At 34.3% G+C, this 25,097-nt stretch carries 29 protein-coding genes, 1 pseudogene and 1 riboswitch; of the genes and pseudogenes, 12 read left to right on the plus strand and 18 right to left on the minus strand.

Going from position 1 to position 25,097, the window contains the following annotated elements; genetic code table 11:
* Positions 1 to 130: 130 nt before the first annotated feature.
* Positions 131 to 1,213, minus strand: a complete 1,083-nt coding sequence (locus HUW50_RS17770; protein WP_066331251.1) for a copper resistance D family protein — start codon at positions 1,211 to 1,213, stop codon at positions 131 to 133.
* Between the two features lie 3 nt (positions 1,214 to 1,216).
* The gene (locus HUW50_RS17775; protein ID WP_066331247.1) at positions 1,217 to 1,783 is read right to left on the minus strand and encodes a copper resistance CopC family protein; all 567 of its coding nucleotides are present in this window, start codon (positions 1,781 to 1,783) and stop codon (positions 1,217 to 1,219) included.
* Positions 1,784 to 2,072: 289 nt separating this feature from the next.
* On the opposite strand from HUW50_RS17775, the gene HUW50_RS17780 reads away from it, so the two are divergent.
* Together HUW50_RS17780 and HUW50_RS27150 are read left to right on the plus strand one after the other, a co-directional pair.
* The gene (locus HUW50_RS17780) at positions 2,073 to 2,177 is read left to right on the plus strand and encodes a YjcZ family sporulation protein (RefSeq protein ID WP_083964590.1); all 105 of its coding nucleotides are present in this window, start codon (positions 2,073 to 2,075) and stop codon (positions 2,175 to 2,177) included.
* 123 nt (positions 2,178 to 2,300) lie between these two features.
* Positions 2,301 to 2,375: pseudogene (locus HUW50_RS27150) on the plus strand (YjcZ family sporulation protein); the annotation flags it as partial.
* Between the two features lie 47 nt (positions 2,376 to 2,422).
* Here the strand turns inward: HUW50_RS27150 and HUW50_RS17790 are convergent.
* From HUW50_RS17790 to HUW50_RS17800, 3 genes are read right to left on the minus strand one after another with little or no spacing between them, the layout of a single operon-like run.
* Entirely contained in the window at positions 2,423 to 3,124 is a 702-nt protein-coding gene (locus HUW50_RS17790; protein WP_066331236.1) for a hypothetical protein, read from the minus strand.
* Positions 3,121 to 3,996, minus strand: coding sequence for an ATP-binding cassette domain-containing protein (locus tag HUW50_RS17795; RefSeq protein ID WP_066331234.1), 876 nt, complete (start codon positions 3,994 to 3,996; stop codon positions 3,121 to 3,123). Before HUW50_RS17795 ends, HUW50_RS17790 begins: the two co-directional genes overlap by 4 nt.
* Positions 3,993 to 4,361 (minus strand): GntR family transcriptional regulator, encoded by a 369-nt coding sequence (locus tag HUW50_RS17800; RefSeq protein ID WP_066331231.1) that lies wholly within the window; start codon positions 4,359 to 4,361, stop codon positions 3,993 to 3,995. The genes HUW50_RS17795 and HUW50_RS17800 overlap by 4 nt, the downstream gene beginning before the upstream one ends.
* A 154-nt stretch (positions 4,362 to 4,515) precedes the next feature.
* On the opposite strand from HUW50_RS17800, the gene HUW50_RS17805 reads away from it, so the two are divergent.
* Positions 4,516 to 4,722, plus strand: coding sequence for a zinc ribbon domain-containing protein (locus HUW50_RS17805; RefSeq protein ID WP_066331228.1), 207 nt, complete (start codon positions 4,516 to 4,518; stop codon positions 4,720 to 4,722).
* Positions 4,723 to 4,935: 213 nt separating this feature from the next.
* On the opposite strand, the gene HUW50_RS17810 is transcribed toward HUW50_RS17805, so the two are convergent.
* Positions 4,936 to 5,157: a hypothetical protein gene (locus tag HUW50_RS17810; RefSeq protein ID WP_066331219.1), complete on the minus strand. Its 222-nt coding sequence runs from the start codon at positions 5,155 to 5,157 to the stop codon at positions 4,936 to 4,938.
* A 377-nt stretch (positions 5,158 to 5,534) separates the two neighbouring features.
* Between HUW50_RS17810 and HUW50_RS17815 the strand changes: the two genes are divergently transcribed.
* The gene (locus HUW50_RS17815) at positions 5,535 to 6,323 is read left to right on the plus strand and encodes a tyrosine-protein phosphatase (RefSeq protein WP_066331217.1); all 789 of its coding nucleotides are present in this window, start codon (positions 5,535 to 5,537) and stop codon (positions 6,321 to 6,323) included.
* Between the two features lie 88 nt (positions 6,324 to 6,411).
* The gene (locus HUW50_RS17820) at positions 6,412 to 7,455 is read left to right on the plus strand and encodes a M42 family metallopeptidase (RefSeq protein ID WP_066331215.1); all 1,044 of its coding nucleotides are present in this window, start codon (positions 6,412 to 6,414) and stop codon (positions 7,453 to 7,455) included.
* A 44-nt stretch (positions 7,456 to 7,499) separates the two neighbouring features.
* On the opposite strand, the gene HUW50_RS17825 is transcribed toward HUW50_RS17820, so the two are convergent.
* From HUW50_RS17825 to HUW50_RS17840, 4 genes are all read right to left on the minus strand, one after another.
* The gene (locus tag HUW50_RS17825; protein WP_157094371.1) at positions 7,500 to 7,667 is read right to left on the minus strand and encodes a hypothetical protein; all 168 of its coding nucleotides are present in this window, start codon (positions 7,665 to 7,667) and stop codon (positions 7,500 to 7,502) included.
* Between the two features lie 78 nt (positions 7,668 to 7,745).
* On the minus strand, positions 7,746 to 8,036 hold the full coding sequence (locus HUW50_RS17830) for a YxcD family protein (protein ID WP_066331214.1): 291 nt from the start codon (positions 8,034 to 8,036) through the stop codon (positions 7,746 to 7,748).
* On the minus strand, positions 8,024 to 8,464 hold the full coding sequence (locus HUW50_RS17835; RefSeq protein ID WP_066331212.1) for a hypothetical protein: 441 nt from the start codon (positions 8,462 to 8,464) through the stop codon (positions 8,024 to 8,026). Before HUW50_RS17835 ends, HUW50_RS17830 begins: the two co-directional genes overlap by 13 nt.
* Positions 8,465 to 8,666: 202 nt before the next feature.
* Entirely contained in the window at positions 8,667 to 9,188 is a 522-nt protein-coding gene (locus tag HUW50_RS17840; protein WP_066331209.1) for a GNAT family N-acetyltransferase, read from the minus strand.
* Positions 9,189 to 9,445: 257 nt separating this feature from the next.
* Between HUW50_RS17840 and HUW50_RS17845 the strand changes: the two genes are divergently transcribed.
* The 5 genes from HUW50_RS17845 (at position 9,446) to HUW50_RS17865 (ending at position 16,569) form a co-directional block, all read left to right on the plus strand.
* A complete protein-coding gene (locus HUW50_RS17845) occupies positions 9,446 to 9,889 on the plus strand; it encodes a hypothetical protein (protein WP_185653081.1) in 444 nt (147 codons plus the stop codon).
* A 47-nt stretch (positions 9,890 to 9,936) separates the two neighbouring features.
* Complete coding sequence (locus HUW50_RS17850; protein WP_066331201.1) at positions 9,937 to 10,266, plus strand: DUF3243 domain-containing protein; 330 nt, start codon at positions 9,937 to 9,939, stop codon at positions 10,264 to 10,266.
* Positions 10,267 to 10,349: 83 nt separating this feature from the next.
* Positions 10,350 to 11,783, plus strand: a complete 1,434-nt coding sequence (locus HUW50_RS17855; RefSeq protein ID WP_066331199.1) for a phospholipase D family protein — start codon at positions 10,350 to 10,352, stop codon at positions 11,781 to 11,783.
* A gap of 311 nt (positions 11,784 to 12,094) precedes the next feature.
* Positions 12,095 to 14,872 carry a bifunctional diguanylate cyclase/phosphodiesterase gene (locus HUW50_RS17860; protein ID WP_066331195.1) on the plus strand — a complete coding sequence of 926 codons (2,778 nt, stop codon included), beginning with the start codon at positions 12,095 to 12,097 and terminating at the stop codon, positions 14,870 to 14,872.
* A 56-nt stretch (positions 14,873 to 14,928) separates the two neighbouring features.
* The gene (locus HUW50_RS17865; protein ID WP_066331192.1) at positions 14,929 to 16,569 is read left to right on the plus strand and encodes a thiamine pyrophosphate-binding protein; all 1,641 of its coding nucleotides are present in this window, start codon (positions 14,929 to 14,931) and stop codon (positions 16,567 to 16,569) included.
* Between the two features lie 203 nt (positions 16,570 to 16,772).
* On the opposite strand, the gene HUW50_RS17870 is transcribed toward HUW50_RS17865, so the two are convergent.
* Positions 16,773 to 17,387 (minus strand): class D sortase, encoded by a 615-nt coding sequence (locus HUW50_RS17870; RefSeq protein WP_083964589.1) that lies wholly within the window; start codon positions 17,385 to 17,387, stop codon positions 16,773 to 16,775.
* Positions 17,388 to 18,344, minus strand: coding sequence for a processed acidic surface protein (locus tag HUW50_RS17875; RefSeq protein WP_066331189.1), 957 nt, complete (start codon positions 18,342 to 18,344; stop codon positions 17,388 to 17,390).
* A gap of 352 nt (positions 18,345 to 18,696) precedes the next feature.
* Between HUW50_RS17875 and HUW50_RS17880 the strand changes: the two genes are divergently transcribed.
* On the plus strand, positions 18,697 to 19,086 hold the full coding sequence (locus tag HUW50_RS17880; protein ID WP_232329016.1) for a YmaF family protein: 390 nt from the start codon (positions 18,697 to 18,699) through the stop codon (positions 19,084 to 19,086).
* Between the two features lie 136 nt (positions 19,087 to 19,222).
* Here the strand turns inward: HUW50_RS17880 and thiC are convergent, their stop codons facing one another.
* The 5 genes from thiC to HUW50_RS17905 form a co-directional block, all read right to left on the minus strand.
* Positions 19,223 to 20,980 (minus strand): phosphomethylpyrimidine synthase ThiC, encoded by a 1,758-nt coding sequence (thiC, locus tag HUW50_RS17885; RefSeq protein ID WP_066331181.1) that lies wholly within the window; start codon positions 20,978 to 20,980, stop codon positions 19,223 to 19,225.
* 136 nt (positions 20,981 to 21,116) lie between these two features.
* Positions 21,117 to 21,232, minus strand: a riboswitch (TPP riboswitch).
* A 294-nt stretch (positions 21,233 to 21,526) separates the two neighbouring features.
* The gene (locus tag HUW50_RS17890) at positions 21,527 to 22,174 is read right to left on the minus strand and encodes an MOSC domain-containing protein (protein ID WP_066331178.1); all 648 of its coding nucleotides are present in this window, start codon (positions 22,172 to 22,174) and stop codon (positions 21,527 to 21,529) included.
* Between the two features lie 69 nt (positions 22,175 to 22,243).
* A complete protein-coding gene (locus tag HUW50_RS17895) occupies positions 22,244 to 22,435 on the minus strand; it encodes an aspartyl-phosphate phosphatase Spo0E family protein (RefSeq protein ID WP_066331175.1) in 192 nt (63 codons plus the stop codon).
* A 599-nt stretch (positions 22,436 to 23,034) separates the two neighbouring features.
* The gene (locus tag HUW50_RS17900; protein ID WP_066331172.1) at positions 23,035 to 23,373 is read right to left on the minus strand and encodes a MerR family transcriptional regulator; all 339 of its coding nucleotides are present in this window, start codon (positions 23,371 to 23,373) and stop codon (positions 23,035 to 23,037) included.
* Between the two features lie 253 nt (positions 23,374 to 23,626).
* Positions 23,627 to 23,884, minus strand: a complete 258-nt coding sequence (locus HUW50_RS17905; protein WP_066331170.1) for a hypothetical protein — start codon at positions 23,882 to 23,884, stop codon at positions 23,627 to 23,629.
* A 171-nt stretch (positions 23,885 to 24,055) separates the two neighbouring features.
* Here HUW50_RS17905 and fbpA point away from each other — a divergent pair, with 171 nt between their 5' ends.
* On the plus strand, positions 24,056 to 24,235 hold the full coding sequence (gene fbpA / locus HUW50_RS17910) for a Fur-regulated basic protein FbpA (protein WP_066331169.1): 180 nt from the start codon (positions 24,056 to 24,058) through the stop codon (positions 24,233 to 24,235).
* Positions 24,236 to 24,307: 72 nt separating this feature from the next.
* Here the strand turns inward: fbpA and HUW50_RS17915 are convergent, their stop codons facing one another.
* Positions 24,308 to 25,069 carry a nucleotidyltransferase domain-containing protein gene (locus HUW50_RS17915; RefSeq protein WP_066331166.1) on the minus strand — a complete coding sequence of 254 codons (762 nt, stop codon included), beginning with the start codon at positions 25,067 to 25,069 and terminating at the stop codon, positions 24,308 to 24,310.
* Between the last annotated feature and the right edge of the window lie 28 nt (positions 25,070 to 25,097).

A 25,097-nucleotide genomic window follows, 5' to 3' on the forward strand; every position in this document is an offset into this window, starting at 1 on the left:
ATACTAAGTAAAAAGAAGCTAATCTCCTAAAATAAGGTGATTAGCTTCTTTTATGTCTTTATGGCGTGGTATTACTCAATATTAAGAGGCATTACTTTGCCTGCCTCCTTATACATAAGTACTTTCCTTTTTATCCTACAACTATCGACATCATCAATCCAAGGTAAGTGGCGATCATAAAAATGACGCCAAACACTAATGCAAGCCAAGGTGATACCCTTCTGTAAAAGCTTATAACGATCATGGATAAAAACATGATAGCAATAACAAGGAAGAGAATTGCTTGGAATCCTAGAGAGAATTGGACTGTAAACGGAGCAACAACCTCATGCCCAAGCAATAACTCTACCCAGACGGCGCCTCCTTCTTGTATGACAGTGGCATTAACTTGATGGGGAGGTGGTAAAGTACCTAAAACACCAGTTATGAAAAAAACAATCATCAGAATAACAGTCTCAGCTTGAACCCACTTTTTTGCATCAAATTCTGAATCTTTTTTTGTTTTTCTTGAAAGGAAGCCATTTATAAATGCAAATGCTAAAACAGGGATAATGCTAATATGCTTTACTAAAAGCATTTGACCATACGGCAATACCCAAGCATTCGCATAATCTCTCGGTTCAATTACAAAGAGCATAAGGGAAATCCCACTAATTGTTGTAATAAAAAATAAAACGATTGAGAGTGGTGTAAACCAACGTAAAAAGGAATGCCAATTTTCAATACTGTGAGCTAACCAGCCTACATGAATAAGAACTCCAACCCAAATGGTAATGGTTAAGAAATGTATTGAATGCGAGAAAAGGCCTGGCAATAAATCAAGTGTTGAAGCATGGCTTGCATAGCCTACAGAAACAATCATCAATAGTAAAAAAAGTGCCTGTAAGTATTTGGAGCCTTCTACATAAATAATCATCCATAAAAACACAGCGAAAAAACTTCCATATAGCCAGGCAATTCCTACTTGAAACTCAGTTAAAATGGCATATGCACTAAAACTTAATAGTCCTTCAGTTGCAAAAAATGAAATGACCTGAAGGACTGGAAGAAACGTTAAAATGATAATACCTAAAACAGATAATAATAAACTTTGTTTTGAAGCTATTATGATTGGCTTTTTTGAAGCAGGTACAAATTGAAGCACAACATAGCCAACCAAATAAGAAAATAGCATGTACGTGACATATTCAGTCAATGGGATAAGTTGATTCATAAATTACCTCTTTTTACGTAAAAGAATCCAAATACCGAACGCTAAAAGGATGACTAATATGATAACAGATATAGTAGAAATCAGGGAACTGTTATCCTTAACAGTCTCGGGTGCAGCTTCTATTTCAGCTTTTTCTTCTACGACTGCATCATTCTTTTCCATATTCTCTTTAGTTTTGTCTACTTGTTCAGTTTCTTCTTGAACTTCTTTTTCAATTTCTGCATCAGGAATGTCCACTGTAAATGGAATATCCCCTGTTAGTACATGCCCGTCAGTTGAAGCAACTTTCCAAGTTAATAGATAGTTACCATTTTCGAGTGGTGCTGTTAATGAACCGATAATTTGTTGATCGATGACTGATATGGAATCAATTTTTATTGCTTCTTGTTCCTTAACTAATGTCAATGTGCTTTGATTTTCAATAGCCCCAGCGAATTCAACTTTAAGTTCACGTATCTCCTCTGTGATGGTTTCTCCCTCATTTGGATTTGAGGACGACACAGTAGTATGTGCTGAGGCATAAATTGGACATACCAAAATCAAGCATATAATAAATAAAAACTTCTTCATAAACTCACCCTTATTTTTTAATCTTCCTTACCTAGTTTCATTTTAACATTAATTGCTTTCTTCATTTTTAATACATTTCTTACAATTTAGCAAACAAGCCCTATAGGATAAGGTCTGTCTAATTTAAAATACCTAGAATTTTCATTTTTCTGCTTAGTTGAATTATTGGATGGATTTATACGATAAATAAGAGAAAAAATGAAATATACCTAGAAAACTGTGCGAATGCCCAACCGTACAAGTCCCTATTTTCATATTGTAGTAGTACAACGAAAGGGAGGTGTTGTTTATGAGTGGTGCAACTCCAGGTTGTGGTTACGGTAGTGGCTTTGCTTTAATCGTTGTTTTGTTCATCCTATTAATTATTGTAGGTTCGGCTTTCGTTGGCTATTAAGAAGAATTAGAATTTCTTTTAGATGAATCACTTGAAGGAGGATTTATAATGGGTTACGGTTATGGATTCGGTGGCTACGGCGGCGGCTGTGGTGGCGGTTATGGTTACGGCGGTGGAGGATATGGCTATGGTAGAGGTTTCGCGCTAATTGTTGTATTGTTCATTCTTTTAATTATTGTTGGTGCAGCTTGGTTTTAATAAAACCTAGTAAAAGAGGTCTGACGAATTCGTCAGACCCCTTTTACTTATCTTGATAAAGCTGGCAATGGAGATGATTTCTTAATGATAAACCAATTAATGATCAATAGAATAAAGCTAAAAATGATTAAGAATACAAAATTGATATTCATATCTCCATTCAAAAACCCTTGAAAGAAATGGCTGAGTGCGTCCTGTACAAATGGTAAGAAATTAAAAAGTAGAACACACGCTAATGTGATGAATCCACCAATTTGACCAAATCGATAGACAATCGAACCTAATAAATATCCAATCGTTAGTACAACAAAAATGATAAAACTGTCAAACAAGATTGAAAATCCAAAGCTTGGAGTATTCACAAGTAGTTTTGCAGGTTCAAAAATCAAGATTCCATCAACTAGTAAAAGATCTTGAGCATAATTTACGATAGATGTAACGATTTCATTTACAATTGCTAATCCGATGGACAATAGTAAGAGAAAAATACTTGCTGAAAGATGGAAAGAATTACGTGTTGCACCAAACTTTATACAAAATGGTAAGTTCTTTTTTGTGACTAAAAATCCAACAAACCCACAAAATACATAGGTAGCTATACTTGTAGAAATAACAACATTTCGAAAAGCGAAATCTGCCAGTACGAAAAGAACAACTATGGAAGAGAGAAGAATTGACCAGAAAATCATAAGTGAGAATTTCATTTCAGTGAACATATAATATAAAATTGCTTTTAACTCTTCCTTCAAATCGAAACACTTCCTTTAGAAGATGATGTGAGATAAACCATTAAATCTTGGATATGAACAGATTCAACGGTTAAGTCTTGATTATATAGATCAGATTGATGAAAGGATTCTCCATATAACACAGCTGTTTGCTGTCCAACAAATTCTTTAACATGCAACACATTTTTCCCTTTGCAAAAATCTTGAACAATGTCCTTTTTACCTGTTACTGAAATGCTTTTTTCGATTAACACTTCAGCCTGCTCCTGGAGAACTAGCTTTCCTTCTTGTAAAATAATAACTTCCTCAAATAGGTTACTAACTTCATCAATTAAATGTGTAGAAAGAATAAACGTTCTTGGTTCATTTTCATATTCTTCTAGGAGCAATTCATAAAAGCGGGCACGTAATGCTGCATCAAGTCCGATATATGGTTCATCAAAAATCGTGACAGCTGATCGACATGCCAGACCAATCAGGATACCTAAAGCAGATTCCATCCCTTTGGATAAAGACTTTATACGAAGATTACGGTCTAAGTTAAATTCAATTAGTAGATTCTCTGCAATTTCTTTATTCCAATTTGGATAAAAAAGGGAAGAGATTTTTAAGACATCCTTGATTTTAAGTGATTGATTAAAATTACCACTTTCGTTAATTAAGCAAATATTCTTCAATACGTTTCGGTTGTTAAAGGGATTTAGTCCATTCAATTTTACACTACCATCAGAAGGGGAAATATGGCCTGCAATCAAATGCATAAGGGTTGTTTTTCCAGCTCCATTTCGACCTAATAAACCGTAAATTTTATTCTCCTCTAATTCAAAGGAGATATTGTTCAAACTTATTTTTTTACCGTACGTCTTTGTGATGTTCTCGATTTTTATTTTCATGATCTTGCCTCCTTTTCGATGAGTTCAATTAGCTCATCCTTTGTAATATTTAAGTTTTGAGCTTCTTGTTTCAATGGAATAATAAAGCTGTCATAAAATTCTTGTTTTCTTCTATTAACTAAAAGATCTCGTGCACCCGTTGATACAAACATACCTATCCCTCGCTTTTTATATAGAATCTCTTGTTCTACTAATTGATTAATCCCTTTTGCTGCTGTAGCTGGGTTTATTTGATAAAAAGAGGCAATTTCATTTGTTGATGGTGCTTTGTCTCCTTCTGTTAAAGATCCATTCAAAATGCTTTCCTCAATTTTTTCTGCGATTTGTTGAAAAATAGGTCGTTCTAGATTTAGAGAACGATTCATGAAATACCTCCTTACTCATTTGGTTAATTACTCATGTAACTAACTATATAACCAATTGGAAAATAATGCAATAGTTTTTCGGGGAAAGGAAAATGAAACCAATTTGAATGTTGTAACGTAAGTAAGATATAAGAATTAAAGGGAGATGGAATACATGAGTAGTAAAGGTTGTATAAAATGCGGAAGTCAAGATGCAGGGAAAAAAGAAGTAGCGATGACAGGAACGGGATTGTCTAAAATGTTTGATGTGCAAAACAATCAATTTATTGTTGTATATTGTAACAATTGTGGTTACTCTGAGTTTTACAATAAAAAAGCCTCAACTGCTTCAAATGTTTTTGACTTCTTTTTCGGGGGATAATAGAGAAATGCATCACTATCATCAGAGTGTTGAATGGCCTCTTTTTGAAATATAAAAGTAGATACAAAAGAAACTGATTGCTTCTATATTGTTAATTCACTGAGTAAGATTAAGATGCTCATTAATTCATGAGCATCTTATTTGTCCAATAGGATCAAGTTTCTAAAATGGGGAAAATACACTGTTGAGATTTAATTACATATCCCAAAACGGTTAAGACGTTTTTTTCTCATTCTCTCCAATATGGATTAACGAATTTCTTTTAATCCAGTATTGGAAGCTATCTAAAGGAAATATTCCTCTCCGTTTAGAATTGTTCATTTGTATCACTACACTACCTTCTGTAACTTCTAAAATCTTTAATTTGTTCGAGTTGCTAATATTAGGAATAAAACTACCTTTCAGTTCAAATTCCATATTGTTGTATAAATCCATACTTAAAAACCTCCAATAAAAATTAATATTTATCATTAAATTTCCCTGAATTTCATTAATTATCCATTTAATTATTGAGTTTGTTTTCCTATTCTTATCATGCGGAAATAACCCCATCTAAAGAAGCTAAAGAAGGGAATAAGGTCGGTGCTAATCCCTTCCAATACGTTTTGTTTTTTTGTCAAAAGGAATATAAAAACATTTAGAGAATATGTAGATAGTCTCACATAAGAAAAGTGTGACGATTTTATTCAACTTCTAAATCTAAAGAAAGGTGGGATAGCATGGAAAAAATGATGGAAATGAAAAAAGTAAATATGGAGAAAAACTCCACTTAGTATCAACAAACAAACTGTTGCTTGAAAGGATAAGTAATCATGAAAATAGAAACAAAGAAGGATTATACTTTTGAAAAATTATATAATTTCCGTGATATTGGGGGGGTACAAATAGACGATGGGCGATGGATGAAAGCCGGAGTACTGTATCGCTCAGATGACATTTCTCGTTTGTCAAAAACTGATTTAGTCTTACTTCAGGAAATAGGATTAAAGCTAATTTGCGACCTTCGAACTGTGAATGAAAGGAAATCAAAAATGTATCATATCCCCCAAAATTGGGGAACGGGATTTAAGCATATTCCGATTTATCATGATAGTCAGGATTTATCATATCGAGAGTTTTTTCGTCTTTTAATTGGTAAATCAAAAGAATTAAATTTTGAAGAAATGATTCACGAATTTTATCAGTGTATGGTCAATGAAAGGAAGGCAGAGATAAAAGAAGTGATCACATCTATTGCAAACAATGAGAATGTTCCAGCACTCATCCATTGTACAGGTGGTAAGGATAGGACAGGGTTTCTTTCTGCACTTATCCAGATGTATTTAGGGGTACCATATGAGACGGTCATTGATCAATATTTACGATCCAATGTATTAGTTGGCCCACGGATGAAAAAGGTAGAGCGATTTATTCGAGTTATGAGTATGTATCGAATCTCCTCTGATAGGATTAAACCATTGTTAATAGTGAATATAGATTATTTAGATAATGCTGTAAAAAGCATATTAAATCAATACAATTCTGTTGAGACCTATTTAATCAAGGGTTGTGGAATTGACGAAAGCTCCTTGCTTAATCTGAAAAAAATGATGATTGAATAATTGTAAATAATGCTGTTACATTCGAAGTGCCGGTTTTTATTTGATAAAATGTCAATATTGAATCACTCACTATGAAAGGAGTACAACTATGACAGCTAATAATGAGACAATCCAGCTAATCAAACAACTCGTGGAAACACCGAGTCCATCAGGTAATACGAATCAAGTTATTACATTCGTGGAGAACTATTTGAAAGATTTTCATGTTGAAATGAAGTGGAATAAAAAGGGGGGCTTAGTTGTAACGATTCCTGGTAGCAATAAAGAGCAGCATCGAATGCTTACTGCCCATGTTGATACATTAGGAGCAATAGTCAAAGAAATAAAATCAAGCGGACGTTTAATGATTGATTTAATTGGTGGTTTTAACTACAACTCTATTGAAGGTGAATATTGTCAAATAGAGACAGTAAGTGGAAAAATTTATACAGGTACAATCCTTATGCATCAAACCTCAGTACATGTTTATAAGGAAGTAGGAAAATTAGAGCGGAATCAAAAAAATATTGAAGTAAGAATTGATGAAAAAGTACATAATGCAGAGGATACACGTCTACTAGGTATAGAGGTTGGCGATTTCATATCGTTCAATCCAAGAGTTGAAATCACAGAAAGTGGTTTTATTAAGTCACGTCATTTAGATGATAAGGCAAGTGTGGCATTATTGCTCCAGCTTATAAAGCGAATTTCAGATGAAAAAATCAACCTTCCATATACAACTCATTTTCTAATTTCAAACAATGAAGAAATTGGATATGGTGGGAACTCAAATATTCCAGCTGAAACAGTTGAGTATTTAGCTGTTGATATGGGTGCAATTGGTGATGGTCAAGCAACAGATGAATATACTGTTTCAATTTGTGCGAAGGATTCAAGTGGTCCTTATCATTATGGATTTAGAAAAAAATTAGTAGAGATCGCAAAGCAAAACAACATCGAATATAAAGTAGATATTTATCCATACTACGGTTCAGATGCATCTGCAGCCATTCGTGCAGGACATGATATTGTTCACGGATTAATCGGTCCTGGAATTGATGCCTCACACGCATTTGAGCGAACACATTTATCTTCATTAGAAAATACTGCAAGCCTGCTGTATTATTATGTGCAGTCGGAAATGACATTTTAATGTTATAACGAAAAAAGGCTGGCTCAATTTTGGCCAGCCTCTAATTATGATCGGTTAATTAGCTTATATGTAAGTAATGTACCTCCAAGAAGGAGAGTGGATAGTAGTAAAACAAAACCAAGACCTATATCATCAGCAATTGTTAGTAAATAGATGATAAGGGCTATATCTGTAATAATTGATCCGATGAAAAGTACTTTAGGTGAGCGCATAATGTTCTCCTTTTTAAAATAATCATGACTATTTTTACTTGCTAAATAATAATAAAAACGAGGGTTAAGCCCCTCGTTTCATTCTACATAAGCGATTACACCTTCATCTTCATCAAGAACAAGCTCAAGAGCAGCTGAAAAAGGATCTATTTTCAATTCGGTTTCAAGCCAGAAGCGAATTGCCTCAATGATATTCGCTGTAATTAATATTTGTTTGCGGTTATTTACATAAGCTTCAGCTGAAAATCCATAATCATCATCATATAATAATTCGATATCTACATCATGAGGTGTAATTTGTCTTTTGTGCGCAATGTGTAGACATAAAGCATTAACGATATCTTGTTCAGAAACCTTTATTTTCCCCATACAGTGTCATCCTCAGATTTACGTTTCTTTTTGAATAAAGTAAATAATTTGCGAATAATAAAGATAACAGCAATGATAGCTAATACATTGATAAATAACCCAATGATTGAGCCTAAAACGCCTAAATTACTAAGTAATCCTCCTAGTAATAAACCAGCTAGTCCACCTAAAAATAATCCCTTCATAATTCCGCCCATTTTTGGTTTCGCTGTAGTGCTGTTTTTTGTCGTTGTAGACGACTTCTGCTGAGTGTCTTCTTTTTTAAACAGAGACGGGCTATTATTATTTGTATTAGAGTTAAAGGACTTTTTACCAGATTTATAACCTTTCGCACTAACTGTTGTCAATTGATCGCCAAGCATAAAGCCACCAATTGGTGTAAAAATAATTGTTAGAACAAGCATTGCAGAAAATAGTTTTTTGAACATTGTGTAATTTCCTCCTACAGTTTAATGTCATGCATAGAGTATGAATCTATCTCCATCCATGACAGATAGTAATACGTATTAGAAAAGAAAAAGTTCCATAATATTTTCTTTTCTTAATTGTAATTGATTAATGGAAATTACACAAAAAATAGATCGTTTTGAATCAGTTTAAGTTTTGAACTGATTCAAAATGATCTATTTGCTATTCGTTACATACCCATTTTATTTCACCAGATTTGTCCTCATAATCAATTTCAACCTGGAAATCATGTTTTTCGTAGAAATGAATGAGGCGATCAACATGATCCCAATCTCTTTCAGCAATGTCACCGGTTATTTCAGGGATGTTTTGTTCGACTGCCAGATCTTTTAAATAATCCATACAAATGGAGCCGTAGCCTCTATTTGCTGGGCCCTTTATATCTCCTATATGGATGTTTTGTTCGTTAGCATATGTTGCCTGAATGGAGAAATCCCATTTTCCGTTATAGGAGGTTTCACAATCACATAACATGATTTTACACGATTGACTGTCCTCTGGTGTGTAAACAATAACGAGTTTATCCTCTTTTGCTTGGTCAACACCAAGTACCTTACTTCTTTTAGCAATTTCCTTTAGATTATCCTGCATGCGAAAGACCTGGAATTCTAAATCCTCTAACTCTTCCTTTAATTCCTCAGGGTCATTTGTACGAGTGTCTTCATCAAGCAATTTACTAAACATGTTGTCTCCTACTCCTTTCCTAATTTTTATCCATCTATTAATTATAGATTCTTGTATTCTTACACTAGATTCGTAAATGAAAGAAATGTTTTTACTACAAACAGTCTAATATTATAGAGGTTTTCTGAGGGTTTTTCAATAGATTAATTGATAAACTATTGTGCACTTTGAGGTTTCTTGCATTATCCCAATGGTTTACAATCTGTAAAATCGGGAAATAAAACGATAACAAAGTGATAAATAAAGGAGGAATATTCATGGGACAAGCAATAGTAAAGGAAAAACAACAGAATAATAAATTAATAAAAGGTATGATCATTGGTGGAGTGATAGGTGGTTTTCTCACTCTATTTGATCGAAATACAAGAAGTGCTGTAGCGACAAAGGCCGTTGATATAAAGGATTCTTCCAAAAATGTTATCATGCATGTGAAAGAGAATCCTGGTGAAGTAAAGGAGCAACTCCTAGAACAGGTAAATCAAGCAACAGATACTTTAAAACAAACAATTCAAGAAGCAAAGAATTTGGCTGAACGAATCAATCGTGATGTTATAAAGGAAGCAAAGGAAATCTCACATGAAGCAGTTTCTTTCGCAGAGGATACAAAAGAGGAATACTTAGACATCCAATCAAATGTGAAGGATACTAGCTCCAAACTAACAGAATCTACAAAAAAAAAACGCTGTCACAAGCTGAGCTAAATGCAAACTTATATTCTTATTAATTAGCATAAAAAGGAGGAATAAGCATGGATCTTCAAAATGAAGTAAAGCATTCAGCCCACATTAATAAGGTTGAAAGAGCGGTGAATGGTATAGGTCAAGAAAAAAAGGAAGTAATCCTAGCTAATTTTGAATCATTTAAAGAATTCCTAGGTAACAAGGTAGCACTGGGCAAAAAGATGGGATTAACTGAAGAACAGTTGGCACTAGCAACACAAAAAGTAGCGAATTTCTTAGCTGAACACGAATACCCACGAAACAGAGAGGAAAAGCTTCTTCAAGAGCTTTGGAGAGCAGGCTCTGATGACGAACGACATATGCTTTCACATATGTTAATTAAACTAGTGAGATATTGAGTACTCAAAAAAATATAAAAAAGATATAAGAACAGAGGCTGACTTTTAGATGTTAGCCTCTTTTCAATAGAGACGGAGGAAAAATGAAAGCTATATTAAAAAGAAAGAGTACTTGGATAATTCTCTTTTTTGTCATGTTATTATCAAGTGTAAGTCTCTACCATAGCAAAAAACCATTACCAGAGGGTATTTCATACGAAAGTCAAACATATATGGTCGATAATGTGAATTTTTTATATGATTTAAGCTATAAGGATACTCGAAATAATACGATTTATGAACAGGAAATTTTTCAGGAATTTTATCAATTGATTGAGGTAGCAGAGGAATTTATCGTACTGGATATGTTTCTTTTTAACGGATATGCAGATGGAGAGCGAAAATATCCAGCTATTAGTGAAACATTAACAACTAAGATCCTCGAGCAAATAAAAAAGAATCCGAATTTACAAGTGTATTTGCTTACAGACGAAATAAATACAACTTATAATTCACATAAATCAGGGCATATTGAATCATTAAAAGAGCATGGTGTACAGGTAATATTTACTGATTTAAATAAATTAAGAGATCCAAATCCAATATATTCAGGTCTTTGGAGAGTAGCTTTCAAATGGTTTGGACAAGAAGGAGCTGGTTGGCTCCCTAATCCGATAGCAAAGTCAGCCCCAGAAGTTACGTTAAGATCATATTTGAAACTTTTGAATATAAAGGCAAATCATCGTAAGGTCATTGCCACTGAAGATGCAGCAATTATTTCGTCTGCAAATGCTCATGATGCTAGTGGTTATCATTCTAACATTGCTTTTAAGGTAAACGGCAATATAATTGGTGATGTGCTTAATACAGAACAAGCAGTAGCAAATTTTTCGGGTGGGGGCATACTTCCTCAATGGAATAAAGAAGATCATCGTAAAGGAAAAATTAGACTTCAGTTAGTAACAGAAGGGAAAATCGAAGAGAATATCATTGATGAGATCAAATCGACAGAAAAGGGTGATATAATTTGGCTAGCAATGTTCTATTTAGCTGACACAGATGTTTTAAAAGAATTAAAAAATGCTGCATCCAAACGAGATGTAAAAATCAAAATGATCCTTGATCCAAATCAAAATGCGTTTGGATCTGAAAAAATGGGCTTACCAAATTTACCTGTAGCTGCTGAGCTAACCCAATTAGCTGAAAAAAACATTGAAATTCGTTGGTATCATACTGGGGAAGAACAGTTCCATACTAAATTATTGTATATAGAGAAACAAAAGGAAGCAGTAGTTATTGGTGGATCTGCAAATTTTACTGAGAGAAATTTAAATAACTATAATCTTGAGACAGATGTAAAGATAACGGCCTCAGATCAAGAAGAAGTTATTCAAGAAATAGATTCCTATTTTCATCGTTTATGGAAAAATGAAAATGGAGAATATACAGTCGATTATAAGCATTATCAAGATCAATTGCCTGTAGTTAAATATATTCTATATCTGATTCAGAAGCTTTTTCATTTCACAACCTATTAAATAAAAAAACTATTATTACTAGTAACTTTATACCTGTGTAGTTTTTTGATTTTGGTCCTTAGGACCTTTTTTTTATGTCTTTGAATATAATATGCTTTATTTATGAGAATTGTATGATATTGTCGTTTTTTTCATTAGTGTAAATATTAAATCAGTATTATGAAAATTATGGATTTTCCTTGACTTTAATTGTTCTTTTTGCAATGTTTTAATTGAGTCATATTTTTATGGTGCTGTTTACTAGATGTCTTTTAGGAAAATAGGACAAGTGATCTTTGCTTAAAAGTGATCGTTAATTTGGAGGGTACGGAATGATTGAAGAACACACGAGGTATTCACGTCTCGCACAGACTACGAAGCTGATTAATACGAAATTAGAGTTACGTGAAGTGTTAGAGCACGTTGTTACTGCCATATCTGATGAAATATTTCGATGTGATTCCGTAGGGATTTATTTACCACAGAATGATGGGACATACAGAGGTTATGTAGGAAAACCAGAATTTTTAAATAGTATGACCCTTGATATGTTAGTAATTAATCCTGAAACCGATTTGTTAGCTAAAGAGGTACTTGAAAAGAAAGAAAGTATTTACATACCAGACACCTCTAAGGATTCTAGGCCAGATCCTGGACCGATAAAGGCATTCAAAATGAATTCCTTATTATCTTTACCAATTAATTATGAAGATGAGGTATATGGCCTTGTTTTTTTATTTAATCATGGTGAACATATGAATTTAACAGAGGCTGAAATACAGGCAGTAGAAGCATATGTTAATATGGCAGCGGTTGCGATTCGAAACGCGAATCATTTATCGAGGAAAGAAAATCTAATCTTGGAAAAACAATTACTATTAGATGTTACAAGAGAACTTTCTCTATGTTCAACCATGAATGAGGTTCTTGATAAATGCTTCTATTATGTTGGTAGAGTATTAAAAAATACAAACATTGGAGCACATTTGTTAGATCCAATAGCCGGAAATCTCTTTAAACCAGCAAGTTTAAGTAAGGAAAGTGACTGGACAGAAGAGGCGTGGAAGAAGACCCATAGCATAATAAAAATTGATCAAAGTACTGATCGTCTATTTCAAGAAGTAATCCATACAAAAAAAGCTTTATTCATTCCAGATGTATTTTCGGATCCTAGGCCAAATCATAAAGCCTGTCGTACGTTTGGAATAAAAGGAGTTCTAATGCTACCTATTGTAACAATGGGGGAGATTCTTGGATTATTAGCAATTGTGAATCTAGAAGGGAAGGATAGGCAATATCCACAAGCAGATATTCAACTTGCGCAATCGATCGTTGAAGCGACTGCATCAGTCCTTTCACATTTGATATATATGGAAAAACAGGAACTCATTATTAAGGAACGAACGATAGCGCTTATTGAAAAGAACCAAGAGCTAGAGGATGTAGTTGGCGAGCTACAAAGGTTAAGTCGAGAGAAGGAATTGATTCTTAATTCTGCTGGTGATGGAATTGTAGGTCTAGATATCAAAGGGAATATTACATTTTGCAATCCTGCAGCAGAAACCATTTTAGGATACATAGAAAAGGAATTAATCGGAAGATCGTATGAGTCATTCTTTTTAAAAGCATCGACGAGTAAAGATACTTCTTATTTAAAATGTTCCAAGAAAGTAACGATTTATACCGATGAAACCTTTATTCGGAAGGACGGTTCTAAATTTCCTGCTGAATTTGCCATCACATCTATTAAAGAAGAGCAAATGGTAATTGGCTATGTTGTCACATTTAAAGATATAACCCTTAGGAAACAGATGGAAGAAAAAATAAATTATCATGCTTATTATGATAGCTTAACTAACTTACCGAATCGTCTTTTATTACAGGATCGATTAAATCAAGGATTAAATTATGCTCAACTCCATAAAGAACAGCTTGCTGTATTATTCCTAGATTTAGATCGCTTTAAAACTATTAATGATACATTAGGTCATAGCTATGGAGACTTATTACTTCAAAAGGTTGCTGAGCGTTTAAGTCATTGTGCGTATAGGGGGTGTACTGTTTCTCGTCAAGGTGGAGATGAATTTACAATCATTTTACCGATTGTCCACTGTGAAAAAGAGGTAAAAGTCTTCTCAGAAAGCATAATAGCAGCATTTGAAGAACCTTTTGATTTAAAAGGAAATGAGATCTTTGTAAAAACAAGCATTGGAATCAGCTTGTATCCACAAGATGGTGTAGATGCAGAAGATTTAATAAAAAAGGCTGACACTGCTATGTATAAGTCAAAAGAGTTAGCTGGAAATGAATATCAATTTTATACATCAGCAATGGATAATCATACGCTCGAAAATGTGAAGTTAGAGAATTCATTATACAAGGCACTTGAATTCGATGAATTAAGGATATACTATCAGCCACAGTATGATAATAAGAATAAGCAAATCTTCGGTGTTGAGGCACTGCTTCGCTGGGAGCACCGAACAAAAGGAATGATTTCCCCTGGAGAATTTATTCCACTTGCAGAGGAAACTGGCTTGATTGTTCCGATTGGTGAATGGGTACTAAGAAATGCATGTAAGCAACTAAAAGAGTGGCAAATGAAAGGGTATCCCGAAATTACTGTATCTGTGAATGTTTCTGCCCAGCAGTTTAATAAACCGAATTTTGTAAGCATGGTAAAAGAAATCATCGAAGAAACCCAGTTATTACCTCGTTTTTTAGAACTTGAGCTAACAGAAAATCTAATTATTCAAAATACAGAGGAAACCTTACATAAAATGTCTAGATTAAAAGGTCTAGGGATTAAGATATCAATTGACGATTTTGGGACAGGCTATTCTTCTTTAGGTTATTTGAAGAATTTTCCGATCAATACCTTGAAAATAGACCGATCTTTTATCAAGGATGTTTGTCATGATCCTAAAAATGCTGCGATTACCAATACAATCATTACATTAGCTCATAATTTAAACCTACACGTTATTGCTGAAGGGGTAGAGTCATTAGAACAAATTGAATTCTTATCTTTAAATGATTGTTATCGTATACAAGGTTATTATTATTCCCGTCCTATTAAGCCTTATGATTTGGTTCAAACCTATTTTTAATCACATAATATATCATTTTGTTCTTTCATTCTACAACCAAACAGGAGGCGTTAAAGGTGAAAGCAATACGTGGAGTTCTTAATTATTTAAGTAATGGTGGAGTGAAATATGTCTTTGGAATACCTGCAGGCTCTGTAAATGCCTTTTTTGATGAACTATATGACATCCCAGAAATGACACCGATTGTTACAAAGCATGAAGGTGCGGCTTCTTATATGGCGGCAGCTTATGCAAAATACTCTGAGTCTTTAAGCGTTTGTATTGGTTGTAGTGGCCCCGGAGGTACAAACTTAGTCACAGGTGCTGCAAATGCAATGCGGGAGCATTTACCTTTATTATTTTTGACAGGTGCTGTTCCAATTCATACAAATGGACTTAATGCATCACAGGAATTAAATGCGCAGCCGATATATGAGTCAGTGACAAAATATAGTGTAACAGTTAAGAATTCAAGTGAGCTTTTGCCTACGATTGTAAAGGCAGTTGAAATTGCTTTAACAGGAATACCTGGTCCGGTTCATGTAGCAGTTCCTATAGATGTACAGCTTGACTTAATAGATGATCCTGATATTCCAGCTTTTCCAAATGTGAAGAATCAAGAGCCTGATTTAGAAATTATTAACAAAGTAGTAGAGAAAATTTCCGAGCATCAAGATGGAATTATTTTTGTCGGTCAAGGGGCGAGAGGTGCAGTAAACCAAGTCATTGAATTAGCCGAATTGTTGAATATGTCGATCCTAACTACTCCTCAAGCGAAGGGTTTAATTAGGGATGATCATCCATTATTTAAAGGAGTATTCGGCTTTGCAGGTCATGAGGAAGCGTCAATCTTAGTGAATGAGGGAAGCGGAGATACTCTTCTTGTTATTGGATCAAGTCTAGGGGAAACAGCAACTAATAACTGGAATCCTAATTTAACAAAAAATCGTCATGTTATTCAAGTAGATATTGATGAGTCAGTGTTTAATAGAAAGTACCATGTTGATCTACCTGTAGTTGGGGATACAAGACTGAGCCTACAAGCGCTCATAACTGAAGTGAAAAAAAGAATAATAGATAAGCATATTTATTCTTATAGAGAACAACCATTTGAAGATAATCAAGATATTAAAGAGTTCAATAGCCAGAATGTATTAGTCGCTTTGCAAAAGTTGTTACCAGACACGACACGATATACAATTGATATTGGTGAGTTTATGTCTTATGTGATCCATTATATGCATGTTAAAGCTCCACACACGTTTGATATTAATGTGCACTTTGGTGCCATGGGTACAGGCATTGGTTCTGCAATAGGAAGTAAGCTAGCTGAACCAGAAAGAGACGTAGTTTGTATAACAGGGGATGGCTGCTTTTTCATGCATGGAATGGAAATTTTGACGGCAAAGGAATACCAGCTTTCAATCGTATTTGTTGTTATGAACAATGCGCGTTTAGGAATGGTTTACCATGGTCATAACCTACAATATCAACGTTCACATTCCCGATTTGAACAGCAACCTGTTAGTATCTCTGCAATGGCAGATTCCTTAGGGGTTCGAAGTGCTCGTGTTCAGCGATTAGACGATATAACTCTTGAACTAATCGATTTTCTTCGATTAGAAAATGGACCGGTTGTTTTAGAGGTTGAATTAGTTGACCACAACACTCCACCGATGGGAGATCGTGTGAAATTTCTTTCTTCATTTGGGAAATAATTGATTAATCTTACCTAATAGAAAATGCTGACATGAATGTGATTTACCACACTCATGTCAGCATTTTTTATTTCAACAGTTAAGAAAGTATAAAATTTTTTGGTGTCTAGCTACAGCGCCTAGCCCCTCGAGGTCATAAGTCACAAATGAATTGAAGACAAAGAACGTCTTCTATTCATTTGCGTCTTATTGCCCGAGGCTGATCAAGGCGCTTGCGCTTTTCTTAATTCCATCTTTGGTTTCAAAAGGAGTTCAGCTTCAATGATATATCTCTGTGGTGCTGGACCTATAAAGGTAAAGGGATAGCAAGTTATTAAAGTTAATGTGTGTCTTGGTTTAGGTACAATGACAGTACTATCATCCTTTTCAACAATTCGAATTTTTTTAATCTTATACATGTAATATGTATTAGACCTCTCGACAATAAGCTTATCACCTACTACCAATTGTTCGAGATGCCGAAAAAAGGTATCTCGATGACCTGCAAGAACAGAGTTGCTTGCTTCCCCAGGTAAAGCCGTACCTCTAATGTGACCAATTCCCTTTTTTAAAATCGTCTCACTATCTCCATGAAAGATCGGAAAGCTTTGCTTCAGCTTAGGGATCGATAGAGAACCTAGTTTTTCACCATTCTGAGGTGTAGAAGTAACGACAGGTAGCAAGTGTGCACTATTTTTTTGTTTTGTAATGACTATTTGTTCATCTATGTTTTCATCTGTATCTAGGCCAACCCAAGTCCAGTATGCATGATAACTAAATACACTTAAACCAATTAAAATTAGAACAATGGAAAGGGTAGGTAAAGTACGCTTAATCATTTAGTTTACCTGTTGTAGTCTCTTTGGATAAAGATAGCCAATTAAGCCAAATCCAACTATTACCAAACCTACTATCATATTTACCCATAATGATGAGGCGGTATCTGGTAAACGATTATGGAATAAAGAAGTGAGTTCGCCTGCTAAATCACCAACTTGTGCAAATTCTATACCAGATTGAATAAGGAATTCCGAACTAAGCATTTCCTCTGATAGCTGCATATCTAATAGTAATTCACCATCTGTGCTATAAAACTGGATCAATAACTCATTCCCATATAATTCTTCCATTCCCATTAATTCCTTAAAGGATGCAGCTGTCTCTACCCCATTTTTATCGACTAAAAAAAAGCGAGGGTCAAGCTGTAAAATATTCATCATATCTTTTAACACAGCGACCAGTTCATCTTGTTGTACTACTGTAAGCTCAGTTGTGTTTTCGAGCATAAGAAAAGGATTTAATCTAGTAATAATGTCTTCCATTTGTTGTTCAAGTAATGTCTCGTCAAGTTCCATAAAGTGAGTAAACAAGGAATCTACTTCTGCATCTGTTAAGCCAATTAAAGCCATGAATTCCTCTAGTTCTGCCATCTCTTCGTCATGGCCTAAATAAAAAATAAGAGCAATATCGAGGTCTTCAATAAATAAATAATCTTCTACGGATTCATCAAACTCTGCTAATAAAATATCTAGCTCAGACCTTGTAATTTCATGTTGAATTAATAAATCTGCTAAATTTTCATTAGTTATAGGTGTTCCGAGCATGCTTTTTAGATCTTCAATTGTTTCAAAGTCATCAATAGATAGCTCGTAATAATCAAGATATTCAGTTAGATCATGATTAGTCCATCCTAATTCTGATAGTATTTGATCTACTTGATCTTGTGGCAGTGCTGCAAAAGCTGTTTGTTGGACAATAAATATGAATAAAAAGCTTAAGATTAATCCTTTTTTCATGCTTCACGTTCCTCCGAATTGTTGGTTTATGCTGGTATTATTTGTGATTTTTTTTTTATTATTCTACTGGTAATAGAAAATAATAGTATGAAATAGGAGGAGGAAAGTAAGTTTAGCGGAAGATAATTAATAAATAAGTAAGTTACTAATGAGTCTAAAAAAGAAAAAAGACATGTTTGGTTTTATTTTGAGACATAAGGAAAAGTGTTAGAATAGTTTGATGAAAAATAGAGTTATATTGTATTTGACATAGATACTTATGTCATTGACATGAAAGATAGGGATGTAAGACAACTTTCCAATTACTTTCATCTCACATAAAAAGATTTAAAAGGTTATTTGGGGGATGTTTATGAGTTTTATAATTGGCGCAAAAAAGCCTCACCATGCCCATCGCTTTTTTGCAAAAACAACTGATACCAAAGCCCATTATCATACAATTGAAGGCTATACAAGATCAGTAAATGGTAATAGCTTTGATCGACATATTCATATGTATCGTGGGGTTACCTCCTTTGAAAACAAGCATTATCATCGTTTTTATGGGAAAACAGGTCCTGCGATCCCTTTAGCAGATGGTAGTCATTATCATGAATTTGAAATGAGAACGTACTATAATTACGATGAACCACTTGAGGTAAAATTCGGCGGAGTAAAATATGGTGATCCGAATCGGCCTAAGCACGATCATTGGTTTAAAGGGAAAACACTGGATATTGTCGGAGAAGATCCTTATTTTTAACCTCATTAGGTTAGATGATTTTCTATATTATTTGCCTCAGGTCACAGAAATTTTACAGTGGTAATTGATAGAGAAATGTGCTTGAAAATTTATTAGAAAAGAGGGCAGTAGTAAGCCCTCTTTTCAGATTTCTGGATTATCGATAAATAGCAGATCCACCCTCGATAAATTCCTTGGATTTTTCATCCATTCCTTTAGTGAGAATTTCTTGTTCGGATAGTTTGCCTCCATTTGCCATTTGTCTAATATCTTGTGAGATTCTCATTGAACAGAACTTAGGTCCACACATTGAACAGAAGTGGGCTGTTTTAGCTCCTTCAGCCGGTAATGTTTCATCATGATATTCCAGTGCTCTTTCAGGATCTAATGAAAGATTAAATTGGTCATGCCATCTGAATTCAAAGCGTGCTTTTGACAGGGCGTCATCACGATTTTGTGCACCAGGATGCCCTTTGGCCAAGTCTGCAGCATGTGCAGCAATTTTATAAGCGATGACCCCTTCGCGAACATCTTCTTTGTTTGGTAAGCCAAGATGTTCTTTTGGAGTTACATAGCAAAGCATCGCTGTTCCAAACCAGCCGATCATCGCTGCACCGATGGCTGATGTAATATGGTCATATCCTGGGGCAATATCAGTTGTTAATGGCCCTAATGTATAAAACGGAGCCTCTTTACAGATTTCCTGCTGTTTTTCTACGTTTTCTTTAATTAAATGCATTGGGACGTGTCCAGGTCCTTCAATCATAACTTGGACATCATACTTCCATGCAATCTCAGTTAATTCACCTAATGTTTCGAGCTCAGCAAATTGTGCCTCATCGTTTGCATCTGCAATTGAACCAGGTCTTAAGCCGTCACCAAGTGAAACTGAAATATCATACTTTGTTAAAATTTCGCAAATCTCATGAAAATGAGTATATAGGAAATTTTCTTGGTGATGGGCTAAACACCATTGGGCCAAAATAGAGCCACCTCTTGAAACAATTCCAGTTGTACGTTTTGCTGTTAAGGGAATGTATCTAAGGAGGACACCAGCATGAATTGTAAAATAATCAACACCTTGTTCAGCCTGTTCAATGAGCGTGTCTCGATATACTTCCCACGTTAAATCTTCAGCTATACCGTTTACTTTCTCTAATGCTTGGTAAATAGGGACAGTCCCCACTGGAACAGGGGAGTTACGGATAATCCACTCTCTAGTTGTATGAATATCTTTACCAGTCGATAGGTCCATAATATTATCAGCACCCCAACGTGTTGCCCACGTCATTTTTTCCACTTCTTCTTCAATAGATGAAGAAACAGCAGAATTTCCAATATTTGCGTTGATCTTCACGTGAAAATTCTTGCCAATAATCATCGGCTCACTTTCTGGATGATTGATATTAGAAGGAATAATTGCACGTCCTTCAGCTACTTCTTGGCGAACAAATTCAGGTTCCATTTGCTCTCTTATTGCAATGAACTCCATTTCAGGAGTGATAATGCCTTTGCGAGCATAGTGTAGCTGTGTGACGCTTTTTCCTTTTTTTGCTACTAACGGCATTATGTTATGTGATGGAAATAGTTCTAAATTTGATTGCTTACTAGCTGTTTTATAGCCATTATCTTGAGGCGTTACCATGCGTCCCTCATATCGTTCAACATCATTACGATCCAGAATCCATTTCTCTTTAATCCGTGGCAAACCTTTTCGAATATCGATTTCAGCAGTTGCATCTGTATAAGGACCACTCGTATCATACACTTGAACAGGTGGATTAGCTTCTTCACCATATGTATTTTGTGTTGTTCCTTGAAAAATTTCTCTTACTGGTACTTGAATGTCTGGTGTACTTCCTTGTACAAAAACCTTTTTACTTCCTGGAAATGGCTGTTTGATATTAATTTTCATGATTCTCCTCCTTAAAAGTGAATGAACATGAATTCTTTCAGAAACAGCAGAAGGCAAATAAAAAACGGGTTCTGAAATTCAGAACCCGATCGGTGTAAGTAATAATTGTAAGGGGAAAGATACGCTAGTAGCCCCTTATCAACTCTTACTACTTCCCTACGCTGGTATCATCCAGATCAGGTTCGAAGGGTCAAAGAACTTCAATCGCGTTCCTCTCTCAGTCCAGGCTAATGGACTCCCCTAGTAGAAAATGGTAATACTATTAAAATCATTTTTAACTATATCATAAATAAGTGACTAGTCAACGTAATATTTTGAAAAAGGATGATATTGATCCTATTAGACTAGTAGACTCTTCTAAATGAAGAAGGAAGCTTTTTAATTAATTCCAGCTAAGAAAAGTATAAAATTTTGTACTTAGTTTTGGTGTCTGGCTCTAGCGACTAGACCCTATTGGGTATAAGCCACAAATGAATTGAAGTCAAAGAACGTCTTCTATTCATTGCGTCTTATTGGCCCGAGGCTGATCAAGGGACTTGCGCTTTATTAAGCTTTCAATTGATCATAAAGCTTTATCATCCGATTTTTCCATTCAGAAGATAGTTCATCAAGTGAAAGTATGTATTCGATTTGCGAAAGATCTTTTTTATTATGAAAATATGTATTGTGAATGGTTGCAATGGAGATCTGTTTAGTATGTTTTTCAAGAATTTTGATATCCGAATGAGATGTTATGATTCCTTCTTTTAATACACGAAAGAAATATCCGGTGTAGCCTTTTTCAACTATCTTATTTAACAATGTATTGATGTTTGTATGTTTATTAATCGTTGAGCATGGAAATCTACCTTGTGAGATCTGTAAAACAGCATCTCCAATCTGAAAAATATCACCAATACAAACTTCGGTTTCCTGCATATTTGTTAAAGTCAGATTTTCACCAAAAGCTGCTTTTGGTAATGTTGTACCATATGTTTTTTCCCAAAATGCGTAGTGTTCATATGGATATACACATATGACTCTTTCAGATCCACCATGAAATTCATGGTTTTCAACATCATCACCGGTAATACGTTCAAAAGTTACCTCTAAACTTTCAACCGGATCTTTAGAAATTCCAGAACGGAATTCGATGCCTTTATGTGATAAAGTTTTTGGTGTTCCTTTGCTTAGCCAAATAATTTGTGATGTCATACTAGTTCACATCCTTATAAATGTGGTGTTATTAATTTGATTTTACAAAAAAATACATCAATAAGTTACTTATTGATGTAATAAAAAATTATTTAATCTTTTTTTTGTAAGCTTTACTGATTTTTTATTCATTTTTATATTTAATAGTTGGTCTAGGTTTTGGCTTGCAATTAATGTTAGATGCGAGTCTATCCCATTTTCTTTTGCGGTAATTAACATTTTTTTTCGGTATTCTTCGATTACAGAATCAATCGAAATCATAATGACCACCTCGCACTTAGCTTTACTAGGTGGAAAAGTCCTAGTAATTCTATTATCGGATATTTTATCCTATTGTAAAGTGTTTGGGTGTATTTTTTCTGATTTTTTTAAAAATCAATAAAGAAATACTATAAATTGGAATAGTGGTAAAAGATTCGTTTATATTTAGTGTTAATAGGATTTCCGAACATGAAAAAATATAGAAGGGGAGTGTTCTCTTTAAAAGGTTGTTTTCGCAAACTTTGTTGCTTTTTAAAATAGTATTGGGTTGGTTGATTGGCGCTCCAGGATGCTCGCTTTCCGTGGGGCGGGCGATGAGCCTCCTCAGCGCGAAGCGCCTGCGGGGTCTCATCTGTCCCGCTACTCCCACAGGAGTCTCGCACCTTCCGCACCAATCAACCTAATCAGTTTTGTTCAAAAACAACAATCTTTTAGAAAAGAGCCTATTAAAAATATTGAGGTGACTTTCCCAGGTTAATTAGTACTACAAATAAGATTAAAGAGGGTTGTCTTTATAGAAGATTAATAGGGAGTGAAAAATAAGAGATAGAAGTCAACACTGCAGCAAAATATTTGGGATGCTGCAGTGCGTATTGAGCTTAATTTCTACCACGACCATATCTAAATTGTGCATTTAACTGACCTTGAAGCATTTTTTTCTTAACTTCAGCTTCACTTTCACGTTGTTTTTCTTTTAATCTCATTTCTTTTAATATCTCAGTTGTTTGAACACCGTCCTCTCGTTTATCTGCAATGTCCATTAATGTCTCAATATCATTGAATGAATATTTTCTTGTGCCTCTATCATTCCGATATGGAGCAATTAATTTTCTTTCTTCGTAATATCGAATTTGTCTTAAGGTTAATCCGGTTAATTCACTTACTGTCCCAATCGAGATTACCTTCTTATCCTTGTATGAGCGGTCTTGCTGATTCATTCCTCCACCCCTCGTAAGAGATACTTCTTTTTACAAGTATAACCTTTGATGTAAGATATGACATTTATATTGTTAGAAAATCTAACAAAGAAATATATCGTGTAAAAAGCATGTAAGGTTTCGTCACAGTGAGAATTTAACTTATAAAGGGATAAATTTCAATAAAGAAAAGTAATCATCCCTTGCTTAGGTTTTGTTTTTAGTAAGAAGGAAGATGGAGAAAGGAGAAAAAATGTGTTTGTGCGTTAATGAACTATAATGCTTTTGCTTGATTGTAATATATAAGCTGGTTTAAAAGTTGCTGGGAAAGGTTATTTAAAAAAGAAGGCTGGAAAAGTGCAGTAACTTCTTCGAATTGGTTTGATTTTACGTTGTAAATTGTTAAAGTAACAATTTCTGACCCATTGATTATTGCCATGTATAACTGTTGGGACTTAGGTTCCGCAGAATTTAAATAAAAAACCTTCGTTTTATTTTCGTAATCCTCTTTGGCTACTACTCGTAAAGTCAATAGTTTCAACTCCTTCATAAGTTGAAACTATTCTCGACATGATTTCTACACTTTAAACAAATTTATACAAATTTAATAACTCTAAAGAAAATCTTAACATTATGTTAATCGTCCTATAACAATTTTAAGGTAAGTTAAAAGTAGCAAAATTATTATATGGAGATGAGCGTCATGAGTAAAATGCTTCAAAATGCACTTGAGGAACAAAGAAATTATTACTCTCAAAAATTACTCGCCATTGGAGTATACAATACACAAGTCCTGAGGAAGATGACCCTTACTGAATTAAAGAATGAGTACAATTATTTTTATCATAATGATCCACAAGTAAAAAGAAATCGGACGATTTAAGTATTGTTGAAAGTGACATTAAGAAGAGGTTAACACTTACAGTGTTTATTCATGTGCTTCTTAATATTTGATTTAAGAGTTACCTTTTTTTACAATCTCTAAAAAAAAATCATTTAATGTGTTTATTGGCATCAGGTTAACTTTTTGGACATTTTTAATCCTTTCTTCAATAACCGAGAATGTTTCTTCAAAATATTTATTTAGATGCATAGACTCAAAATATTCTTGACCATTTTGTTTTGATTGTAGTAATAGGTCAATTTGTTGATCTAGTTTTGGATCATTCATATACTGGTGAGAGAGTAAAGTAATATCATTTTTTGGCATTTCTTGATTGTCTAAAATCCATAAACATGACAGTAATGGTCTTAAAATATTTAAATATCTTTTTGTTGTAGTTCTCTTTTCCTTTGGTAAAGATTGATAATTTTTCCTCGCCATATTTAAATAATGATGAATGGTTGGTATTGACGAAAAAGCTAATTGTGATAGTGTTTTAAGTTTAGCTGTGAAGGCTGATTCGCATAAATAGATAATTGGTGAATGGATCCATTCAAGTAATGTTGGATTTGACTTTTGCAAAAGTTTTAGTGCTTTTTTTAGATCCCAACCAACCATCTCTACTTTATCATTTGGTGAAATTTCGATTACATCACGACCTTCAAATAGTTGTAAGTACCAATCTACCTCTTGGATATAGATAAAACGCACATCATAATCACTACTAGCAGAATCGGTGCCCCAAGCACGACTACCTGATTCACATGCAAAAAGAATCGTAATATTTTCTTGCTTTTCAAGCGTATTTAACAACTCCTTAATGGCAATCTCCATGTAAAACCTCCAAATACTAGAACAATAC

Source organism: Metabacillus sp. KUDC1714 (assembly GCF_014217835.1).
Classification (GTDB): domain Bacteria; phylum Bacillota; class Bacilli; order Bacillales; family Bacillaceae; genus Metabacillus; species Metabacillus rhizosphaerae.

What these genes read in the sequence shown, in the direction of transcription:
- fbpA (WP_066331169.1), top strand. Translation starts at nt 24,056, where the DNA reads ATGAGTAAAATGCTTCAAAATGCACTTGAGGAACAAAGAAATTATTAC.
- HUW50_RS17850 (WP_066331201.1), top strand. Translation starts at nt 9,937, where the DNA reads ATGGATCTTCAAAATGAAGTAAAGCATTCAGCCCACATTAATAAGGTT.
- HUW50_RS17815 (WP_066331217.1), top strand. Translation starts at nt 5,535, where the DNA reads ATGAAAATAGAAACAAAGAAGGATTATACTTTTGAAAAATTATATAAT.
- HUW50_RS17870 (WP_083964589.1), bottom strand. Translation starts at nt 17,387, where the DNA reads ATGATTAAGCGTACTTTACCTACCCTTTCCATTGTTCTAATTTTAATT.
- HUW50_RS17770 (WP_066331251.1), bottom strand. Translation starts at nt 1,213, where the DNA reads ATGAATCAACTTATCCCATTGACTGAATATGTCACGTACATGCTATTT.
- HUW50_RS17860 (WP_066331195.1), top strand. Translation starts at nt 12,095, where the DNA reads ATGATTGAAGAACACACGAGGTATTCACGTCTCGCACAGACTACGAAG.
- HUW50_RS17780 (WP_083964590.1), top strand. Translation starts at nt 2,073, where the DNA reads ATGAGTGGTGCAACTCCAGGTTGTGGTTACGGTAGTGGCTTTGCTTTA.
- HUW50_RS17800 (WP_066331231.1), bottom strand. Translation starts at nt 4,361, where the DNA reads ATGAATCGTTCTCTAAATCTAGAACGACCTATTTTTCAACAAATCGCA.
- HUW50_RS17855 (WP_066331199.1), top strand. Translation starts at nt 10,350, where the DNA reads ATGAAAGCTATATTAAAAAGAAAGAGTACTTGGATAATTCTCTTTTTT.
- HUW50_RS17890 (WP_066331178.1), bottom strand. Translation starts at nt 22,174, where the DNA reads ATGACATCACAAATTATTTGGCTAAGCAAAGGAACACCAAAAACTTTA.
- HUW50_RS17915 (WP_066331166.1), bottom strand. Translation starts at nt 25,069, where the DNA reads ATGGAGATTGCCATTAAGGAGTTGTTAAATACGCTTGAAAAGCAAGAA.
- HUW50_RS17840 (WP_066331209.1), bottom strand. Translation starts at nt 9,188, where the DNA reads ATGTTTAGTAAATTGCTTGATGAAGACACTCGTACAAATGACCCTGAG.
- HUW50_RS17845 (WP_185653081.1), top strand. Translation starts at nt 9,446, where the DNA reads ATGGGACAAGCAATAGTAAAGGAAAAACAACAGAATAATAAATTAATA.
- thiC (WP_066331181.1), bottom strand. Translation starts at nt 20,980, where the DNA reads ATGAAAATTAATATCAAACAGCCATTTCCAGGAAGTAAAAAGGTTTTT.
- HUW50_RS17805 (WP_066331228.1), top strand. Translation starts at nt 4,516, where the DNA reads ATGAGTAGTAAAGGTTGTATAAAATGCGGAAGTCAAGATGCAGGGAAA.
- HUW50_RS17900 (WP_066331172.1), bottom strand. Translation starts at nt 23,373, where the DNA reads ATGAATCAGCAAGACCGCTCATACAAGGATAAGAAGGTAATCTCGATT.
- HUW50_RS17795 (WP_066331234.1), bottom strand. Translation starts at nt 3,996, where the DNA reads ATGAAAATAAAAATCGAGAACATCACAAAGACGTACGGTAAAAAAATA.
- HUW50_RS17775 (WP_066331247.1), bottom strand. Translation starts at nt 1,783, where the DNA reads ATGAAGAAGTTTTTATTTATTATATGCTTGATTTTGGTATGTCCAATT.
- HUW50_RS17895 (WP_066331175.1), bottom strand. Translation starts at nt 22,435, where the DNA reads ATGATTTCGATTGATTCTGTAATCGAAGAATACCGAAAAAAAATGTTA.
- HUW50_RS17820 (WP_066331215.1), top strand. Translation starts at nt 6,412, where the DNA reads ATGACAGCTAATAATGAGACAATCCAGCTAATCAAACAACTCGTGGAA.
- HUW50_RS17830 (WP_066331214.1), bottom strand. Translation starts at nt 8,036, where the DNA reads ATGGGGAAAATAAAGGTTTCTGAACAAGATATCGTTAATGCTTTATGT.
- HUW50_RS17835 (WP_066331212.1), bottom strand. Translation starts at nt 8,464, where the DNA reads ATGTTCAAAAAACTATTTTCTGCAATGCTTGTTCTAACAATTATTTTT.
- HUW50_RS17810 (WP_066331219.1), bottom strand. Translation starts at nt 5,157, where the DNA reads ATGGATTTATACAACAATATGGAATTTGAACTGAAAGGTAGTTTTATT.
- HUW50_RS17880 (WP_232329016.1), top strand. Translation starts at nt 18,697, where the DNA reads ATGAGTTTTATAATTGGCGCAAAAAAGCCTCACCATGCCCATCGCTTT.
- HUW50_RS17825 (WP_157094371.1), bottom strand. Translation starts at nt 7,667, where the DNA reads ATGCGCTCACCTAAAGTACTTTTCATCGGATCAATTATTACAGATATA.
- HUW50_RS17875 (WP_066331189.1), bottom strand. Translation starts at nt 18,344, where the DNA reads ATGAAAAAAGGATTAATCTTAAGCTTTTTATTCATATTTATTGTCCAA.